General features: G+C 44.0%; 10 protein-coding genes. 3 read left to right on the top strand and 7 right to left on the bottom strand.

Features of this window, described 5'->3' with window-relative positions; genetic code table 11:
- Window positions 1-26: 26 nt before the first annotated feature.
- The 5 genes from ACX6CI_RS17785 to ACX6CI_RS17765 form a co-directional block, all read right to left on the bottom strand.
- Window positions 27-6869 (bottom strand): cadherin-like domain-containing protein, encoded by a 6843-nt coding sequence (locus tag ACX6CI_RS17785; protein ID WP_458774999.1) that lies wholly within the window; start codon window positions 6867-6869, stop codon window positions 27-29.
- Between the two features lie 178 nt (window positions 6870-7047).
- The gene (locus tag ACX6CI_RS17780; RefSeq protein WP_458774998.1) at window positions 7048-9207 is read right to left on the bottom strand and encodes a hypothetical protein; all 2160 of its coding nucleotides are present in this window, start codon (window positions 9205-9207) and stop codon (window positions 7048-7050) included.
- Window positions 9204-11021, bottom strand: coding sequence for an efflux RND transporter periplasmic adaptor subunit (locus ACX6CI_RS17775; protein ID WP_458774997.1), 1818 nt, complete (start codon window positions 11019-11021; stop codon window positions 9204-9206). The genes ACX6CI_RS17780 and ACX6CI_RS17775 overlap by 4 nt, the downstream gene beginning before the upstream one ends.
- A 959-nt stretch (window positions 11022-11980) precedes the next feature.
- On the bottom strand, window positions 11981-12871 hold the full coding sequence (locus ACX6CI_RS17770; protein ID WP_458774996.1) for a tyrosine-type recombinase/integrase: 891 nt from the start codon (window positions 12869-12871) through the stop codon (window positions 11981-11983).
- Window positions 12798-13979: a tyrosine-type recombinase/integrase gene (locus ACX6CI_RS17765; RefSeq protein ID WP_458774995.1), complete on the bottom strand. Its 1182-nt coding sequence runs from the start codon at window positions 13977-13979 to the stop codon at window positions 12798-12800. The genes ACX6CI_RS17770 and ACX6CI_RS17765 overlap by 74 nt, the downstream gene beginning before the upstream one ends.
- A 707-nt stretch (window positions 13980-14686) precedes the next feature.
- On the opposite strand from ACX6CI_RS17765, the gene ACX6CI_RS17760 reads away from it, so the two are divergent.
- Window positions 14687-14929, top strand: coding sequence for a hypothetical protein (locus ACX6CI_RS17760; RefSeq protein ID WP_458774994.1), 243 nt, complete (start codon window positions 14687-14689; stop codon window positions 14927-14929).
- A gap of 978 nt (window positions 14930-15907) precedes the next feature.
- Here ACX6CI_RS17760 and istB read toward each other — a convergent pair.
- Together istB and istA are read right to left on the bottom strand one after the other, a co-directional pair.
- On the bottom strand, window positions 15908-16645 hold the full coding sequence (gene istB / locus ACX6CI_RS17755; RefSeq protein ID WP_458774164.1) for an IS21-like element helper ATPase IstB: 738 nt from the start codon (window positions 16643-16645) through the stop codon (window positions 15908-15910).
- 10 nt (window positions 16646-16655) lie between these two features.
- Window positions 16656-18209: an IS21 family transposase gene (gene istA, locus ACX6CI_RS17750; protein WP_458774165.1), complete on the bottom strand. Its 1554-nt coding sequence runs from the start codon at window positions 18207-18209 to the stop codon at window positions 16656-16658.
- A 108-nt stretch (window positions 18210-18317) separates the two neighbouring features.
- Here istA and ACX6CI_RS17745 point away from each other — a divergent pair, with 108 nt between their 5' ends.
- Together ACX6CI_RS17745 and ACX6CI_RS17740 are read left to right on the top strand one after the other, a co-directional pair.
- Entirely contained in the window at window positions 18318-18956 is a 639-nt protein-coding gene (locus ACX6CI_RS17745) for a tyrosine-type recombinase/integrase (RefSeq protein WP_458774992.1), read from the top strand.
- A gap of 462 nt (window positions 18957-19418) precedes the next feature.
- On the top strand, window positions 19419-19817 hold the full coding sequence (locus ACX6CI_RS17740) for a hypothetical protein (RefSeq protein WP_458774991.1): 399 nt from the start codon (window positions 19419-19421) through the stop codon (window positions 19815-19817).
- The last annotated feature ends 8 nt before the right edge of the window (window positions 19818-19825 follow it).

The raw sequence follows: 19825 nt of genomic DNA, 5'->3' as shown, positions 1-19825 counted from the left end.
AACATCCTATGTAACACTCTCTTTACCTATTGAGTTTTTGGAGGATGTTGAGCTTTTTCCTCTGGTGTTGGTTGATGTGTACCTTTTTCGATTATTGACTCGATGGAATCGTCATCTTCCTCATCCCCACCCTTGGCACCTGCTAAAACAGCAAGGGGATCTGCGAGTTGCCAGGCCGGTAAAGATGATAAAATGGAGCTTAAAAGAGCACCACTTCTGAGAAGCCATATCACATAACCAGCTGATAGTCCAGTAGATGCGGCGATTGCTGAGCCAACCACTGTTTTTTCAATGGAGGCCTCTTGTTCTGTCTGTTCCCTGAAGTTTTCAAGGGATTTACGCACTGACTGGTACTCTTCAAAACTACGATCTCTATATTCCAGGTCCAGTAAATCGTAATTGGATGTGGAGTAAATCTCACTCTCTTCCGGGCCTGCAGTAACTAATAAGGAGTCGCTTTTAATTGTCTGGGGGGCGGCACTGGAAGAAAGGGAGAATGAATGAACTGATGCACTATCAAAGGACATATCAAAGGTTACACTATCAAAGGTGGCCGCAATATCAAACAGTTCAGTGGCTGAAGACGATTCTTGAATCTTTTGTGCATTGACATAGGAGAGAGAGCTGTCTGCATCCTCATCTTCGCTTGCATCCCCAGCGGAGACATCGTCGGTTTCTTTTGTGGTCTCCTCGGCATCAGGGGATGAAGAATCTTCATTCTGAGGGTCAGCATCGCTCGCACCGGTTTCAAGTCCGGTAACAAGCTCAAGAGTCTCGTCGATTCCACTGATTTCTTCTGTCACTGTGATTTCTTCTCCGAGACTATCGCCACCTGTATCTGGACTACTGCCTCCCTCTGATTCTGAAGTTTCTTCTTCACGGCTACTAATCTCAGATGTCGTTTCAGTAACCTCATCTGAGATTAGTGGTGCATCGGCCTCCGCTGTACCCGTGAGGTTGATTGTACCACTAAGCGCAGTAGCTCCATCTTCTTTACCATCCTCAATTTGCACTGTAATGGTTGTGTCTTCCAAACTATCTGCTGTGGGAATAAAAGAAACGAGGGACAGTGCATTATTGACCTCAGTCACAGTGCCACTGATTGACCAGATACCGCTTATTGCATCAAAATTAGCCCCACCTGCCGTTGAAAGAGTGCCAAAACCGGGGGATGACAGGGTCATCTGGGCAGATATTGTTTCGTTTTGGTCTACGTCTGCAACAACAATGTCCTCCAAATCATAACGTATATCTTCTGTATATGTCCCACTCTGGTTCAGCGAGCTTGCTGTTGGAGCATCGTTGACGTGAATGGCATGGAGGTTCTTTGTCAGTGGATTGGACGAGTTTAAACCGTCTGTGGCTGTTATAGTGATAGTAAAATCTTCAATGTAATTGAGTGCTGGACTGAAGGTAGTGGTGTGTAATACAGAGTTGATGTCAGAAATGTTAGTGCCGGAAACAGTGAGCGTCCCCCCTGAAAATACACTGGTAGTACTAGGATAACTGCTAACATCGGCATGTAGGATTCCAGCAAGATTGTCAGAGAGTTTAAGGGAAACCTCATAGTTAGTTCCACTGTCACTATCAGTGATACGTATGTCTGAAAGTGAATGGGTACTATCCTCAGTGTAGGATTCATTGGAGCCGAGGATGTGTAGTGTTGGGGCGTCGTTGACTCCTGTAAAATTGACAGTTGCTGGAGCGGCAGTTGTTGTAAGATTGCTGTCAGACACGGAAACACTGTAACTAATGGCATCTTCACCGCCATCATGAATGATACGAATCTCACCATTTGTTATCTGGTTTTGGGTAAAACTGGTTATGGCTGTAGCAGGGTCATTAATGTTGATAAAATTACCTGAAGTAAGATTGGTAACAGTAAAGATGAGATCAGGTACGTTGGAATCACTGTCCGTTGCAGCAAGTATACTGTTATCAAGGGTGACAGTGTCGCCTTCTGACAGCGTTATTGTATTGACCAAAAGATCAGGTATGTCGTTGATTGAGTTGAATGTAATCGTTGCGGTCGATGCTGCTGTTGATTCAGGTGGTGTGCCATCATCTGTTACACTAATCTCATAAAGAGGAGCGGCCTCCTCTCCATCATGGACAAAGATAATTTCACCTGCTAGAATTTCCCCCTGGGTAAAAGAGAATATTTCGTTGTCTGGAACAGATGTGTTTTCAAATTGGCCACCTGTAATTGTCTCAACTGTGAAGGTGAGATTTGAGCTGATGTTATCCGGGTCACTGGCCGATAGGCTGGCAGCAGATAGAGTGACTGTACCACCCTCATCTACGATGAGCTTGTTGTTGATAAGCTGTGGTGCATCATTGACCTTTGCAAAGATTACATTTGCAGCCTGGGTTGTTGATGCAAGATCATCATCTGTCACGGTAATCTGATATTCTGGGGCATCTTCTCCCCCGTCATGAATAAACTGGATATTGCCTGCTGTTATTTGTGCCTGGGTAAAGGTGGTGATTGCTGTTGAGCTGTCAGCTGTTGTGGTAAAAATACCTCCGCTGAGCTCAGATACCGTAAAAGTAAGACTTGGGCTGGTGTCGTCATTATCTGTTGCTTCAAGAATGGATGAGGTGATAGCTACGGTATCACCTTCACTTAAGGTGATCGTGTTGGTTATGATTTCTGGGGCGTCGTTGACGGGTGTAAAGTTAATGGTACTACTGAGACTATCACTGGCCAATCCATCGGAAACTGTAGCTGTGTATGATGGTGCTGTCTCTCCACCATTGTGTTTGAAGATGATCTTACCGGCATTGATATCAGCCTGGGTAAAAGAGGTAATAGAAGTTCCAGGGTTATGTGTGGATTCGAATTGGCCCTGACCCACTCCGCTTATTATGAAAATTAGACTTGCCGGGCCTTGCTCGTCATCAGTTGCAGAAAAGTTGTCATCTGTCAGGGTGACACTTTCCCCCTCATTAATAGTAAGGATATTGGTTTCAAAGACGGGAGCATCGTTTGTGGTGTAAAACGTAATACTGGCGGCGATTGCACCGCTGCTAGCACCTTTATCATCTTTCACCTCTACATCATAACTTGGTGAAGTTGCACTGCCATCATGGACGAAACTCACAAGCCCGTTATTAATATCGTCCTGGGTGAAACTGGTTATTGCTGTTGTTGTGGCATCACCGGTTGTAAAGAATTTACCCGCAAGTGGGTTTGATATCGTATAGGTGAGGGCTGTTGCATTATCATCGGGGTCACTGGCAAGTAGCTGCACATCTGTGATGAGAACTGTCTCTCCCTCCTGGATATTAAGGGAGTAATGTTGGAGGGTGGGTGTATCGTTGATGTTGGTGAGTGTAATGGTCGCATTGGACGGGCCGAATGAATCTTCTCCATCGGATACGCTGAGGCTATATGCAGGAGTTATTTCTCCCCCGTTATGGACGAACTGTACATAACCAGAATCCAGATCCTCTTGGGTAAAACTGGTAATGGCTGTGCCTGTGTCTGTTGAAAGTTCAAACTGTCCTTCACTCACCGAGTTGACTGTGAACAACAGTTCACTCGCAATATTATCTCCATCACTTACATTCAGATCGGTCGTTGTGAGTGTTTTTCGCTCTCCTTCATCAAGACTCAGAGAGTTATTATTGATGACTGGTGCGTCATTAATGGCTGTAAAATCTATGGTAGCTGAAGCCTCTGCTGAAGTGAGGGTGCCATCGGAGACTGATATTGAATAACTTGGGGCTGTTTCGTCTCCATCATCGACAAAGATGATTTTCCCGTCTGCAACATCTGTTTGATTAAAGCTGGTAATTGCAGTGTCTGGTAAGTCAGTGTTTTCAAACTGGCCACCATCAACTGTTTCAACAGTAAATAATAGGTCCCCATCTATTGATTCTTCATCGGTTGCAGCAAGGTCGCTGCTTGTGAGGGTCACAGTCTGATCTTCATTAATTGTCAGACTGTTTTCTGTAATGGCAGGAGTTTCGTTGATGTCACTGATTGATACGGTCAATGTTTGGATGGCTGTCTGGCCAGTACTGTCGGTTACGGTAATTTCGACAGTGTAGGTGGATTTCGTCTCATAGTCGAGAAGACCATCGTTAAGGATAAGCTCATCGCCATTTGTTCCGCCAAGAACAAAATATCCACTGTCCACACCGCCGGTAATATCGTAGGTGTGGGTTTCGGCTGGATCAAAATCAGTGGTGGAGAGCGTACCCACGGTGAAGCCATTTGTGGTGTCGGTGTTTTCGGGAATACTGGTGTTAGAGAGGTTAACTCCCACCGGTGCGGTGCTGGTAGAAATAGGAGCATCAGTAAGGCCATCGGTGGTGGCCAAATCACCCGATTCATTACTTACAAAACCGGGTAGGATCGTGAGCGTATCAGTTCCGCCGTCTTCTCCGTATCCCTCAGTTCCTGTTATCTCAATGGTTTTATCACCTGTGAGGTTAATGGTAAGAGTGGTCGTGGAAGTGAGTACGGTGGAAATGTTAGTAATATCAAAAGTGATATCAGATGTTGTTGATCCGTCACCGTTTACGTCCCATGTGATTTTGGACCAGTCCAGTTGATCTTTAACGTTTGTTCCTATGGCCCCTATAAAATCGAGATTTGTCCCTGCAAGGGTTATGGTCTTGGACTGTTCATCAAAACTGACACTGGTAAACGTTGGTTGAGGAATCTCTCCTGTAATGGTGAGGGAAAAGGCGTCAAATTTTTCATCGTTTGAATCAAAGGAGACATCTTCTCCTTCAAAAAACATTGAAGCAGACACTTCACCTTGATTGTCTGTTGAGCCATCGGGGGAAGAGGTTGTTATTACCTCGAGGGCAATGATATCGTTGACAGCTACATTAACGCTGTCTGGCGAGCCGGCGATTGGAATACTGTCTTCGTTGTTTAATGAGAGCAGGATTGTTCCAGCCTGAAGCTCTGTGTTGCCAATGGTCGTCGTTCGTTCGACAAGATCAATGCCTGTGATTTTTTCGTCGATACCAACCTTCGTATCATCGCCTTCTATAAGTACAGAAGGAGTGTATGTAACGGTTGTGGTTAGGCCGATGGTTTTCTCAACCATTTGTAAATGGTAAATATCGCTGTGCTCACTGCCACCATCGTGGGTTATGAGTATGTCTCCTGCCTGGAGATCCCGATCTCCCACGGTGACCGCCGATTCAACCAGAGTGATACCATTAATTTTTTTGTCAGAGATATCATCTAGAAAAATGGAGAATGTGCCTGCGCTATAGTCACTATTTGTTGGGCTGAAGAGGATGATGTCATTGTCGCTGGCATTAATATCGCCAAACGAGGCTGAGTCAAGACTATGAGCTGAAAAGAGGATGTCACCAACATTGAGTTCAGTATCACCAATGTACATCTTTGTCGTTACATAGTGGAGGCTACGAATATCGGCACCGTCCGCAAATGTTGAAAGTTGAGCGGCCATTGAAAAGTAGCCCTCGGTGGTTGAACCGAAGTTGGCACCAGAGTTATTCAAGCTGATGACATCGGCCTCGGTCCAATTTTCAATTCCAGTTTGTCCTCCATTGCCGACATCGTTTTCAGTCGAAAACCAAAGGGCTGAAGACCATGTGTCGGTTGTATAGTCGATGCTGAGGTTATCAACATTGAAAGTAGCCCATACGGATGGAGCATCTGATGAACCACCATAATCAGTGCCTTCGGAGACAAAGCGTATTTCTGTTGTGGCAGAGGTGTAATCAGAAATATCAAATTGAAGACGTGTTGCATCTGTATACCATATGATTTCATCATCAAAGAGGGTTGTCCAGTCACCACCATCGTCCCGTATCTGTACAGAAACGGTTCCTCCCCATTTATCGTCTATATCGAAGCTGAGATAGGCGGAAGCTGCGTCAGTTAAATCGGCTACACGTGTGATTCCTCTTATGGTTTCATTACTCGCAGCAGGTTTAATAAGAAGAGTGTCGTTGCTTATTTGTACCTCTCCACTGCTTGCATCATCATCGTCTCCAATTTCAATCCAATCACTTATCCAGTCAACAGTACCACTGTTACCTGAGTAACCGTTGTCATCGTCAAAGCTGTCTCCAATGGTTTCTTCAGCGAGAATATGCAGCCAGTCGGATTGCAGCTGTGAACTCACCGGAACGACACTCTCAACTTCTCCTGTTTCATATTCCAGAATCCAGTCAGCACCTTGAGTGAAGTGGCCTGTCGGGTCAACACTTGCTGCGACATCAGCTCCTGTAAGTGTTGCAATGTCATTAATGAAGCTTTCTCCAGCTTCTGATGCGGCCAGGTCGCAACCGTAGAAAAGAATGTCACCATCTTCGGTGAGATGTTCGCCCCATGAGCTAATGGAGTCTTGATTCTCGCTCAGGTTTGAAGAGTTGAGCCAGGATGAGCCGAGCTTAACGGTACTGTCACTTCCGTGGCTGAAGAAGTGGAGGGCTCCAATATTTTCTGCATTATTCAGTGCTGTATTTATCTGAGTGAGCCCGTCCTCTTGGCTGCTGAGGATGATAACCTCACTGTTTTTCTTTGTCGTCAGGTCCTCTTTCAGCGCCTCAAAACCTTCAATATCGTCGTTGATAAAGATAAATTCCTGGGAACTGGTCTCAGCAGCGGGTGTATCGACCGTGAGTTGGCTAGGGTCAGCCTCATTATCAATAACTTCAATGGTTTGACTATCAGCGACAATTTCACCCGCTGACGTCTGGGCCAGCTCAGTTGACATATCTGTACTGTTGGACTCAGGTGTGTTATCCGCTGGGGCCTGGACAGTCTCGTCAATAGCTTCAGTGGTGTCTATTGGATCTGCATCTACGGGTAGGGGAATGAGGTCTGCAGAGAGGAGTATTCTTGGTTCAAGTTGTTCAAAAATGGGCAATTTTAACTTCCACACATAAAAATAAATTGTATTGATCTATCCGCCGCCCCCACCGGATAGACCTGTTGAGAATAATACTCAATTATTGTATCAAATCGTAAATAAATGTGAGAGGATTATTTTTCTGATTCGTAAAAAAAATGGGTGAGTCTGTCAATGAGTTGTCGTTTATACAGTTTCAGCCTCTGAACTGGGTGAGGAAAAGCTGTTGTAGTCTGCGCACTAAGCGAAAGAGCAACGGCTGATATCCATGGTAAAACCTGATATACGCTCTGCTTTCGGCGAAAGGCTTATGTATCGGTGTCGTCAGTTGGATGTCGAGTTGAAACATCTCTTCAATAGTCATAAGTTGTGCAGGGTCATCAGGGTTTGTGATGATACGACCTCCACCTTCGGCAGCAAGAGTTTGACTCGGGAGCTTAAATGTCCCATGGGGATGTTCTGACAGAACGGTTCCCGTAAAGTTTTTTCCAGGTTCGGATACAACACTGATCCTAATATCTGAAAGATTTTCAAGAATTGGGTCAATATCGACCTGTGAAATAACAGTTCTGATTATTGTTGCATCGTTTTGGATGAATCCAAGTAAATCCCCCTGCTTAAAGAACTTTCCTATCAGTTCCCCGGACTGTTGAACGATAAAATTACCGGTCAGGGGGCTGGTGACAGTAAGGTTCCGTTTCTGCTTTTTCTTATGCTCCAGTCGGTCGGAGAGATCTAAAATTTTTTCTCTGATAATTCTAGCTTCAAAAGGGCTTTCTGCAAAGGCGGCAACTTCTTTAAGACGAAGCTCTACGAGTTGTGATTCCAGTAAAAGAATGGCGTGGTGGAGTTCGTCATCTTCGGCAACAATGAGCACATCTCCTTTTTCTACAACAGTACCAGGTGTGGCCACTATGGATGTGATAATACCACTACTTTGTATTTTAATAAGACTGTCTTCAGGTTGTAAGACGACACCCTCAGTTGGGGTAGTGTAGGGTAGGGGGATAAGAGTTATGATACCTATGATTACTGCGAGATATAAGGTGAGAAGAGAGAATAACGTACGTCGTTTAGAACCATATTTCCGGGACCGGAGGAGAGGTAGTATCCTCTGTTGTAGAGGTTTGTAGAGGAGCTGGCCAATACCGAGGAGACCGATAATAGCGCCAATGGGACCGAGTTTACTGGCAAAAAAGTAAAATATTGAACCATAAATGGTCAATCTATAGCAAAATGAACTTATGCCGTAGAAGAGGAGCCATCTTTTTTCCTTTCTGGAAGTTTCTGCAGGTTTGCCAAGTTCAATTCCGGTGAAAAAACGAAGGCCCTGGTGCCAGAGGTACGAACTACTTTTTGTCGCAAGGTTAGGTATCTCAATAAGATCACTGAGAATATAGTAGCCATCAAAGCGAACCAGTGGGTTCCCATTAAAAATCAGGGTCGATACCCCACATATCAACATGGTGTTAAAGGCGATGGTGCGTATCACTCCTGGTTCCACAATCGTCCAGAGAAGCAGTGCAAGGGACGCCAGTGCCAGTTCCGCTAAGATGCCTGAGCCCGCAACGATTATACGTTGCCATTTATTGGTGAAGCTTGACGAGTCTGAGGCGTTCACGTAGGGAACAGGAACAAAGAGCAGGAGCATAAGTCCCATCTCGGTTACATCACCTCCATAATATTTCACAGAAAATGCATGGGCAAACTCGTGAATAGTTTTCACTATGGGATAGAGTAGCCAGAGAATAAAGAGATTATGCTGGGAGAAGATCCTGTCCAGAGGGTTATGGCTCAGTTCTGGCAAGTTCAAAAAAAGAGTACAGGCGGCAAATGCAAAAAGAATAAGTAGTAGTGAAAGGAAGAACTTCGTGTAAAGTCCTTGAACAACATTTCGGTATCTCGTGATAATAGGGCTTGGATTAAACAGAGGCAGGCGGAGAAAGAGAGGACTGTTTTTTAACTGGTCAATCAGGTTGTTACCCTGTGGTTGTTTCTGTGCCGGGATCTGGCCTAAACGTTCTAACAGCTTATTGTCCGTCAGAGCCTCCATTCTACTGAGTTGGGTGATGATCTCAACGATGGCCTCTTGGGTTGGCCCTTGTTTTTCCAGCTTATTTTGCAGGTAGTTATAAATCTCTTCAGAACAGAATTTTCCGTTCAGGCGGCCTACGACCTCATAGGCTTCTTTAGAAAAACCATAGCGGGTTTTGGTTATGGAATCCTCAAGTACATAGGAAATCTCTCCCCGAAAATGGTGGCGGCTCAAGGTAATATGAGATTTGAGCTGTGGGTATAGCCCAGCGATGATTCCCCAATTATCGGTGTTGACTTGATGGCCTGATACAGTATTCATGGTCTCATGTTCCAGCCAAGAAGACGTAATTTATTCATGAGGCTTCTTGTCCATAGCCAGATATAGGGCTTTCTGCCGACACCAATCTTTCCGTAGCCTGTCATGCCAGGGCTCAGTCGTTTTGCTGTTTCTTCAAGGCTTGCTTCAACCCTGAAACTATTGGTACCATCTTTAGCCGTTGCTTTTGGAGTGATCTTCGTCACGGTGAAGCTAAACGTTTCCTTGGGCAGGCTGTTAAACACGACGACTCCGCTCTGGCCATGTTGTATAAGGCTTATATCCTTCTCATCTACTTGGGCAAGAACTGTAAAGCCTCCATCGGGAATCATCTCAAAGAGCATTTTCCCACGCTCCACAGGTCCGCCTATGGCTTGGGAGAGGTCGCCTGTTACAAGGGTGCCGGTGAAGGGCGCTCGTATCTCAGCGCGCTGTTTTTGCAGCTGAAGAAGGGAGAGTTGGATTTCTGCCTGTTTTTTCTGTTGATTGATTATCTTTGCCAGGGAGGTTGCGTTATCAGCAATGGCCTTTCTGTATTCTAAATCGGCCTGGCTGTATTTACTCTTCCAGCTCAGTTCATCAAGGGTAAGGTCACTGGTGTCGAGTGAGGCAAGGATTTCTCCCTCTGCCACGTGATCTCCAGCACTTTTGTTAGCCTCAGCAACATAGCCTGGAAAGGGTGCAACAATAGTTCGAAGTATGGTTCCCGAAAGAGTAACATCTGCTTCAATACGAAAATCGCCTCTGCCAAAGAAAATAATGAGTAGGATAAGAAGGGGAACAGCAGCCTTTATCGTTGCCGCTATTTTGTTATCTTTGAAACCTTGCAGTTTGTGTTTGATTCGTCTTCGGCCAACTGTGAGAAGTGGTTGCTCACTGAGTGAGAGGTTGTTTAGAAGCGGACCAATACTAATAATTAATTGTCTGAGTGATTGGAGTTCAGACTCACCTATCTGTTGGAGGTTTTTTTGTTCAAGGGTAACAACAAACTTCTCTTCCTGATGGGCTGATGAAATTGGGAATGAGATGATTTGCTGAGCACCGTGTTTTGCGGATAGTAGCTGGTGTTGATGGGTAATGGGGCCGTGGCACGTTCCAGAATCTGGATAGATCACCTCTACGTCTTGGTCAACACACTCTTCCATGGCCTCGATGATATCAGTTACAACGGGGCTTGTTCTTTCTATTGTAGATTGGTGGGATATGGCAAGGACTGAGACTTGCTGGTTTTGATATCGACCGATGCTTACACGGAGGCAGTCAAAAAGGGATACTAGTTTATCTGTTAGAAGTGTGGTGGCCTTAGCAAGGCTTGGCTGATTCTGGAGCGATGAGAGTAATTCGTTAGTATATGTACTACCAGTTACTTTGGCGACAGCCGTTGGTGTTGTCGTAATTTCTTCCTTTAACCATTGTAAACCCCACTCAAGCTGCTGCATGGCCTGATGCAGTTGTTGCTTATCCCTTGGTTGTAACTCAAAGGCGCTGATTAATAGACTGTTACTGGTAAGATGAATTGGAAGCGCAATATGAACAGAGCGAGGGGGCTCTGAGCTGTCTCTGCCTGTTTCCTGAAAGCTGATGATAACGCCCTTTTGTTCCTTTTCTGCACGTTTACACACCTGATGAAAATGATCAGTATCCGAGTTTTCAGGCCACTCTATGTATTCGGGTCTTGGTTGAGCCTCGTTACCATCAGTTTGTCGTATACATAGGCAACCCCTCACTGCCGATGGCAGGAGTTTTCCCTGTAAAGCAATCCAGCGTTGGTATTGCGCCAAATGGATTTTAAACTGTTGCGTAGTGTAAGAGGTCATGTGTCCCAAATATACAAATACCGTAAATAACGGAGAATAGGAGTGGGTTCGACAAAGGTGCAGATGGGGCCGAATCAATACAATTTCTTATTTAATCGAGCCAATTGCAAAAGTGTCTTTGCGCCCAATATCTTCGTTTTGTTCAAAAATTTATCCTCGGAATAGTAGCTATATGCCTGTGGTAAAATTTTTCACAGGCCTTGATCTTGGACGAAAATCCTATTTTTGCAAAAGGCTCAATCAACTTTTAATAAAAATATGAAGCAACACTATTATAGCGTCTTTTATTTCAAGGATCAAAAAAGTGAGTGATTTAGTAACTTTCTCAAGAAAAAAACAGCCTAATGTCAAGATAATTGGATGGAGGGAGAGTCTGGCACCAGATTATGAAATCAGGGTGAATTACTTGTTGGCAGGTGTCGGCAGACAATAATGTTTGACCAAAACAAGGTTATTCCTCATGTTTTTAGTCAGGAGATATGACTAAAGTTTGACCAATTTTTCCACTTAGTACAAATTTCACACAAATTTAGTAACAATAAAGTTTGACTGTTTTCAGAAAAAGTCGCTCGATCATCAGTTACTATCTTCCGCGTTGCCTGACATCACTTTTGAAGTGATCATCAAAAATAATCTGGAAGTATCAATATTCTAGAGTGCTTCATTTGCAGCTGATTTTCTGGAATTAATTTTAATTTCCTAAAAGGCCAATAATGCTCCATTTCGGGTGCGTTTTTGAGACTTGGTCAAATTGAAACTTACAGTCTATATACGCAATAAACTCTGTTTTTTCATTTATATTAGTTGGTTACTTTCTAGTATTTTCTGTCATATGACCACTATATGTCAATGTTTTTATAAGAGGTAGCTTCGTTATGGACTGACTCTGAGAATGGGCCCTTCAAGAATGCTCGTCGGAAGAGTCAGTCCATAGTGAAGCGGAACAATAGCATTGAATTTCATTCCAGCTGGTTCAACCTCATTTTCTCCAGCACAACTTCCATTGCCATAAAATAATCCCGCTGTGCCTTCGTATTTGAGAGTTTACTGTAGCGCTGGGTTGTCTTAATCTTCGAGTGGCCAAGAATTTCCTGGATACTGACGAGATCAGCATTAGCATTGAGAAGCTGGGTTGCCATCGTATGCCGCAGCCTGTGACATGTGACATGAACACCACTTTTCCTTGCATACATCTGTACGAGATGCTGTATTGTTCTTACAGATATAGGCCCACCTTTACAGCGACCTTTTTCCACGAGAAAGATGTGTCGTTCGTGGGACTTGAAACGTTCTTTGAGATAGCTGGCAAGTGCTACTGCAGCATCATTACTGATAAATACGATGCGGTCTTTTCCACCTTTACCGGCTATAACCAAAATACGGCTACGTCTGTAATCAATGACATCCAGTGTAAGATTGGTAACTTCCTGCACACGTAAACCACAACGAAGCATCAGCATAACTATGGCAAGATCTCGTTTTGATGAGATCTGGCCCAGGAACACCTCCATCTCATTGTCATGCAAGTACCGAGGTAACGGGTGAGGTTCTCTAAGCATCATCCCAGTCCTAACTGGATTATCTATTTTGATATTTTCTTCATGAAATAGGTAATCATAGAACCCTCGAATTGTTGATAGATGACAGTTGATAGTACGAGGTGCCATTCTATTTTCCAGCATATAATCAACATATATTTTCACATTGTCTACAGCAGTTGACTCCATGGGAACCGCCAACCAGCTAAAGAAAAGCTTCAGACGATGCAGATAGTTCTTAACTGTCAAAGTCGAGAAGTTTTTTCTCTTCAAAAACTGCCTGTAATTCAGGATTGACTCTGTCATGTTCATGTCGTCCACCTTTTTCGATGATTGCCATAGCCTCAAAGTAAGCATCTTCCCTGGTGACATTGGATATCTTCGCATACCGGAGGGTTATGTCGATTGTGAGATGCCCTAGGAGTTGCTGTAATACCTCTAACCTCATTCCCGCATTGAGCATATTGGTTGCAAAAGTGTGACGCAGGGAATGTGGGCTGTAGCCCTTATGCTTCAAACCACACTTCTCAAGAGCCATTTTCATGATATTCCAGCCCCCTACATAAGACAACTCACCTCCAGTGTTACCGTAAAAAAGATGATCGCTATTTTTATTCCTTATCCTTAACCAATCTAGTAAGGCCTCTTCAGCCGCGCTGTTATAATAGACGGTACGTCCGTGGAGATTCTTCTCGCCTATGTAGAGCAATATCTTTCTCTCATGGAAAATAATATCAACCAGTTTTAAACTAAGTAGCTCCCCTATACGCATTCCGGTATGCAACAAAAGAAGAATAAAAGCACGATCTCGAACCTTGGTTATAACTGAGAGTATTCGTTGCAGATCTTCTGTTGGTATAGCCCTTGGTAAGACTTCCGGCATTTTGAGTTTGATCTTCTTATGTAGGATATCAAGGGGCAAAACTTCGTGATCCGTAAGATATCGAAGAAAAGCATAAACAGAATGTAGATGGTTCCGTACCGAATTAATTTTCAGTTTCCGATCCTGTTCATGCTCTACATAACCGGCAATATCGCTGCGTTGGATGTCTTCAATGTGTTTTCCGCCAAGCTCTTTGTAAAAAGAGAGAAACGCATGCAAAGTTCCTCCTGTTTGACTTATAGAACTGACCGAATGATTCCGACGATACTTGTCATAAAGATATGAAATCACATATTCAAAACCTGGCAAACGAGTTGCCTCTAGTTTATCAACAGCTTTATTTAAAGCCCGCCGACGCCTGCTTGGCCTGTAAACATATAGTGCACCAGCGGATGGTGCAAACAAGGTGCGGATCGATTTCGCGTCGGGATTAGAGTGAACTTCGAGGGGGACGAGGAAGGAATGGCTGGTTGAGTAGAGCGGTTCCAACCAATCTTTAGGATAAAAGCTTTCTGATATACTTGTAGTGATGGTCATCTTTTCCTCCTTCTTCTTATGAAAAAACAGGATGTTGATGACCTTATTATACCACTATTCTGGTCTTCGTTTTATTGCGTATATACAGGAAACACCTTCACCGCGTCAGACTATATGCAGTGTAAACCTGCCAGTGCGAATCTTAAATTTGTGACGCGCGGATAATGCCGTACTATCAATACCCATACCTGCTAAAAACTCATTGGTTAAGCATTAGGATGACGCTCATAATAGCCATCTAGTGTTTCAAGAGCTTGACCGCAGTTATCACATGTATATCTATCGAGACCAGTTTTTACATACGTATCTTGGCATCCAGGGCAAATCCAATGTTGTATTCGGTGTTTAGGGTTTTGCATTTTGTTATGCCTATAAAAAAGGTAGAATCCAACTATAATAAATGTAAAGCCAAGAGGGTATTTTATCTGGCTATAATCAAGGATCATTGAATAGGTTTTGCTGTAAATTATAGGGCTAACCATAATTAACAATCCCAATATTATACAAACTATGCCTGAAAAAATTACTACCATTAATCACCCTTTGTTATTGTTTAAGATGCCATAAATATTGATGTTTATTGGCTGATTTTGCTTTTATATTAGTATAGCAATATTGATGAAATGATGCTCCATTTCCCAACAGTTCAGGTGTTGATACTACTTTCTAGTTCACAAAAAACTAGTTTCACAGAAAGAGACTGATGCATGGAATACGTAGGAATAACATTAATGATATTGGGGTTGCTACTCAGCTCAATCTACTGGATAAACATCGTAATATTAGCCTTTGAATATTCTTTCCATGTGGGTCTTGTTGTAACCTTAGTTCCATTTGCTGGTGTATGGTTCGTTCTCGATAATTGGGCAGAAACGAAAACCCTATTCAAGAAAAATTTGATAGGATTGGCGGTTATTGGCTCAGGGCTATGTATTTTGCTCCAATTCTAGAAAGCTCAAGTGTTGATAGTACTTTCCTATGGAAAATATATATGGAGTTTGAGAGGTCAATTTGAGCTATTGTACGAGACCCTGTCTTCGTGGACAGGTAACATCATAAGAGTGATATCGAGCTAATTGACGCAAAGAAAAGTCCAAAAACAATACTTACAAGAATGTCATTTTTAGAAAATGGTTCTAAGTCAAACTTAAGCAATTTAACGAAATTTTTAAAATCCGGTCTGTGGTAAAGCATTGAGCAAAAGAAAAGGACGTAAAAAAGGAATAAAAAGCTAACAATTATAACAACGAATGACCTCAATTCAATAACCCCGCTTATCTTTGACTCTTTAATTTAAAAACTATTCCGTTCTTAGTAAAGTGAAGCAAATGATATGCAATAATTATATCATATCGCTATCTTTGGTTGCTTCATTTTTGAAAGTCGCAGGAAAGATATTACTTTCTTGTCCGTAAGCGGGGACGTGTTTAGCTTGCCAGGTAACACTTCTTAAAATGGGAAAAGATCATTCGGTTGAGGTGTTTCCTGTCCATTACCCCATCCCTCCTGTTGTCAATTCCGTATCTAGGGTATCATTAATCAATGGCAATTTCCGCCAAAAACCACAAAACAGGAGGTGCATAATGAAGGTTTCTCAAGCTGTCGATTTTCATCTGCAGTATCACCAGGCCAATTCGAAAAAAAAATACCATCAAGACATGTGAGTTCGTCCTCATAAAGTTTTCTTCTCGATTCGGCAAACGTGACTTAGCCAGTATTTCTCAAGAGGAAGTACTAGAATTTCTGTTATCTCTGACTAAGAATAACAAACAGGCGACCAAAAGAAATCGTTACTCTGTGCTTTCATCTTTTTACAATTTCAGCATTAACACTGGTCTTCCGGCACTCACCTGCGTATTCCATTGATCTCGGCCGGGTAGTCGGAGCGAAGCGACGCTGTTATTTGTTCCTTACCTCGTAGTCTGTGTTCACGTCAAGTTTGCTTTCTTTTTTCTCATAGATTCTCCTTTAAGTTTTACTTTGTGTGCAGAGTGCACCAGTCGGTCCATAATGGCGTCAGCCAGTGTTGGATCTCCGATCTGCTCATGCCAGTGATCAACAGGGAGTTGGCTGGTTACCATAGTTGATTTGAGGCCGTGACGATCCTCAAGTATTTCCAATAAATCATGACGTTGTTCCCGATTCAGGTGGTCCAAACCATAGTCGTCTAAAACCAGTAAATCCGCCTTTGCAAATGAGGTGAGCAGTTTCAGATACCGCCCATCCCCCTTAGCCAGACTCAGGTCCTCAAAGAGCTTAGTCACTCTCAGGTAAAGTGTATTAAACCCTTCCCGGCAGGCCTTGTTTGCAAAAGCACACGCCAGATAAGTTTTGCCGACACCTGTTGGACCGGTGATTATCAGGTTGTTATGGTCTTTAATCCAGTCGCAACCCGCCAGTCTCATGACAAGAGATTTATCCAGGCCTCTGGGGTGGCGGAAATCTATATCTTCTATGCAGCTGTCCTGGCGCAGTTTTGCCTTACGGAGGCGGGTTTTCATTCGTCGTGTTTCTCTTACAGCCATTTCCCGGTCAAGTAGAACGCCCAGTCTTTCCTCAAAGCCCATGTCATCCAAAGAGTCCATCTGCATTTGTTCATCAAGGGCATCGGCCATACCGGTAAATTTCAAAGTTTTCAGTTTTTCAAGAGTTGGGTGAAGCAGCATGATTGCCTCCTTAATGCAAAGTTGTGTCATAGTAATCAGCACCACGTATGTTGCTGTGTTGTACCGGTTTGGAGTTGTTTTCCTCTGCCTTGAGCGGTCTTTGATCCAACCCACTCTTGAGGATTGATTCTATGCTCCTGTATGAGAGAGCGTTGATTTGTAGAGCACGTTCACATGCAGCTTCCAGCCGCCCATCTCCATAAGACTTCCCCAATCTCAAGATCCCTAATAGAGATCTGTAGGCCTGTTGAGGATGGGCTCTCTGTACTAAAAGTGTCTGAGTTAGGACCTTTGTCTGAGGTCCGATCTTCGCCGCCCAGCGGATAAATCTTTCCGGATTCCACTCAGCATATTTCTGGTGTTTTGGCGGCATGTGTTCTCTGATGGTTGTATGGCGACCAGGAGACTGGTTGCGAATATGACTGGCTATCCGCTGATTACGGTACAGACATTCCACAGTTGTGTTTGTATAACGGATGTCGAGCTGCTTTTTCACCAGATTATAGGGGACGGAGTAATAATGTCCTTCCACCTCCACGTGATAGTCGAGATGAACGGTAGCCTTTTTCCAATAGGCAATTTCATAAGGGTAAGCTGGGAGTGGTTGCAGTGCAGGTTTTTCCATTTCATGGAAACGGCTTTTCCTGCTACCAGAGAGCTTTTTAAAGGGTTTTGCATTGAGGTAGTCAAGTAACCCTTTGATAGCCTTGTTGAGTTCGCCAAGACTGAAGAAGGTGTGTTTTCGAAGTCGTGCCAGAATCCAGCGCTCCACCAGAAGAACACCCGCTTCCGCTTTTGCTTTATCTCTTGGTTTTCTTACCCTGGCCGGCAAAACCGCTGTTTGATAATGGTTGGCCATGTCATGGTAAGTGAGGTTGATGTCAGGTTCGTATCGGCATGTTTTGCTCACACCACTCTTGAGATTGTCCGGGATTACCAGCTCCGGAACACCACCAAAGAAGGAGAAGGCGCGAATGTGGGAACCTACCCAGTCTTCGACTTTCTGGCTCATCGTCGCTTCAGCATAGGTGTAGTTACTGGCGCCCAGGACAGCGACAAATATCTGTGCCTTCTGTATTTCTCCGGTTGCCCCATCGATAATGCCCACTGTTTGCCCGGCATAATCCACAAACACTTTTTCACCAGCCCTGTGCTCATGACGCATTACCACATCAAGCCTGGCGGTCCATTCCCGATAGCTGTGACAGTACCAGCTGTACTGGTACCCATCCGGGTGCTGTTCCTTGTATTCCTGCCATAACAGCATCAGGGTGACATGTTTCCTGGATTGCAGCTCTTTGTGCACTTCGTGGAAATCAGGGAATAACTTAGAGCTATGTTTTGGAGTTGGAGCGGGGAAAAGTTGATGCTCCAGAGATGCATCGCTGATCCCCTCAGGGAGTGGCCATTCAAGGCCTGCCTGTTTTACGCGTTGGATATAATCGCCGACAGTACTACGGCCAATGCCGCAACTTAAGCCAATTTCACGGTTGCTGCGCTTTAACTCGTATTTGAGGCGTAACACCTCTCGTATTTTTCGCATAGATAACCTCTTGCCTGGCATTGAACCCTCCTTTGAAAAATCATCAAAAAATGGTTCATCTACCATCTGGTTTTATGCGTCGCTACTCTCCAATTTAATGGCCGGGATCGTCTGGAATCGGTGGCCGGAATGAAATGGAATCACCGGCCGGGATCAAATGGAATGGATGGCCGGGATCAGCTGGAATACTCACTCACCAACCCCTGCAACACGGCAGTGATAAAAAAAATCTTCAAACGACCTCACGCAATTCAATGGCAAATTGTTGACAAAGAAACTGTTGATGAAATCATTTTCCGAACTATGAACATACGGAACAGGTTGATACTGGAACTCATGGCAAGGGGAGGAATGCGTATCGGTGAAGTTTTAAACCTCATACCCGGCAATATTCAGGAAAGCTTTCTGACCATCAAAAACCCGAAAAGTGGCAGACCAGAAGAGAGGGTTTATGTTCCACGAAAAATAATGATAAGGTTAACCAGCTACGTAAGATCGTATGAAATTGAAAGTACGGAGCGTATTTTTCCTATTTCTTATGTTGCCGCCTGGTCTATGGTGAAAAAAGCAGGCAAGCTGGTCAATATAGAATTACGTCCACACGATCTACGGCGTCATGCAGCCACGTATGCCTCAAGATCTGGAACTCCCATCGAAATAGTCAGTAAAGTCATTCTGCGACATGCTGACCTTTCAACAACTCAACGGTATCTCGGAAAGGTGAATGATACTGAAGCTATCAGGTGGATAGAAACATTATACGGATAGGTTTTCCTTATGAGGGCGGGGAGCAATCCTCGCCCTTGAGAGCCACAGGAAACACCTCAAGTTGTGGCAAGTAACAAGATTCATTACCTTCGATTTGGCAATATCAAGCCCATAGTTCAGGTACTAGAGGTGTGGATTTTAAAGCTCGGCTCATTTCAAACTTCTATAAGCCAAATCGAGGTGCTCTTTGGTTATGGTGCGAGATCCGTTATGTTGCGTGTTTTCTTCTCTATTTTTCTTCCCGCTTTTTAAAGTTGTAAACTTTTGTCTCTTCTTCCTACTTTTTCTTTGGATTTTCTTTTTTTTCTTCCGTTTTTCCGACGATAATAACGGGAAAGTCTCATAACGGACGAAAGGCCCGAAGCTGCAACTTCGGGCCTTTCTTTAGACATCCCGTAAATACGGAAGCCCATCAAGCTCTTTCATCTAATCACGGCTTTCGTTTTTGTTCAAGACGGAAGAATGGAGATTATCCTACTCAAGGCTGTGTCATGCAGATGCTGTGGCAGGATTTTTTACATTTGCCGGAGTTGCTGGCGTGGACAGGCATATTGCAGTGATCCTTGTCGGCAATATGCCCAGAGAGAAGCTCACCGCTTAGCCCAGCAAAGATATCGCCAGACAGAAAAAGGCCGGGAAGCTCACCGACAAGCTGAAAGAAGACGCAGGATGCAGGTTTCTGAAAAAACCGTGGCTGATGCATCTTCAACAGTCGTAATCACGTATGATAAATTACCTCAAGATGACCCGTTTATCGTCCCCTGTTGTCATTTTTGTGGTGGAAAGGGCGTTGTCGTTGAACATTTCCCCCGCCGGGGATACGGGAGACGGAAGACAGAAGCCAATCTCAAGCCATTCTGACTTTTCGG

Source organism: Desulforhopalus glucosivorans (assembly GCF_054397165.1).
The sequence above is the reverse complement of the archived record's forward strand: the minus strand, read 5'-3'. Positions and strand labels throughout refer to the sequence as shown.

What these genes read in the sequence shown, in the direction of transcription:
- ACX6CI_RS17780 (WP_458774998.1), bottom strand. Translation starts at nt 9,207, where the DNA reads ATGAATACTGTATCAGGCCATCAAGTCAACACCGATAATTGGGGAATC.
- ACX6CI_RS17775 (WP_458774997.1), bottom strand. Translation starts at nt 11,021, where the DNA reads ATGACCTCTTACACTACGCAACAGTTTAAAATCCATTTGGCGCAATAC.
- ACX6CI_RS17770 (WP_458774996.1), bottom strand. Translation starts at nt 12,871, where the DNA reads ATGAACATGACAGAGTCAATCCTGAATTACAGGCAGTTTTTGAAGAGA.
- ACX6CI_RS17765 (WP_458774995.1), bottom strand. Translation starts at nt 13,979, where the DNA reads ATGACCATCACTACAAGTATATCAGAAAGCTTTTATCCTAAAGATTGG.
- ACX6CI_RS17760 (WP_458774994.1), top strand. Translation starts at nt 14,687, where the DNA reads ATGGAATACGTAGGAATAACATTAATGATATTGGGGTTGCTACTCAGC.
- istB (WP_458774164.1), bottom strand. Translation starts at nt 16,645, where the DNA reads ATGCTGCTTCACCCAACTCTTGAAAAACTGAAAACTTTGAAATTTACC.
- istA (WP_458774165.1), bottom strand. Translation starts at nt 18,209, where the DNA reads ATGCCAGGCAAGAGGTTATCTATGCGAAAAATACGAGAGGTGTTACGC.
- ACX6CI_RS17745 (WP_458774992.1), top strand. Translation starts at nt 18,318, where the DNA reads ATGAAATGGAATCACCGGCCGGGATCAAATGGAATGGATGGCCGGGAT.
- ACX6CI_RS17740 (WP_458774991.1), top strand. Translation starts at nt 19,419, where the DNA reads ATGGAGATTATCCTACTCAAGGCTGTGTCATGCAGATGCTGTGGCAGG.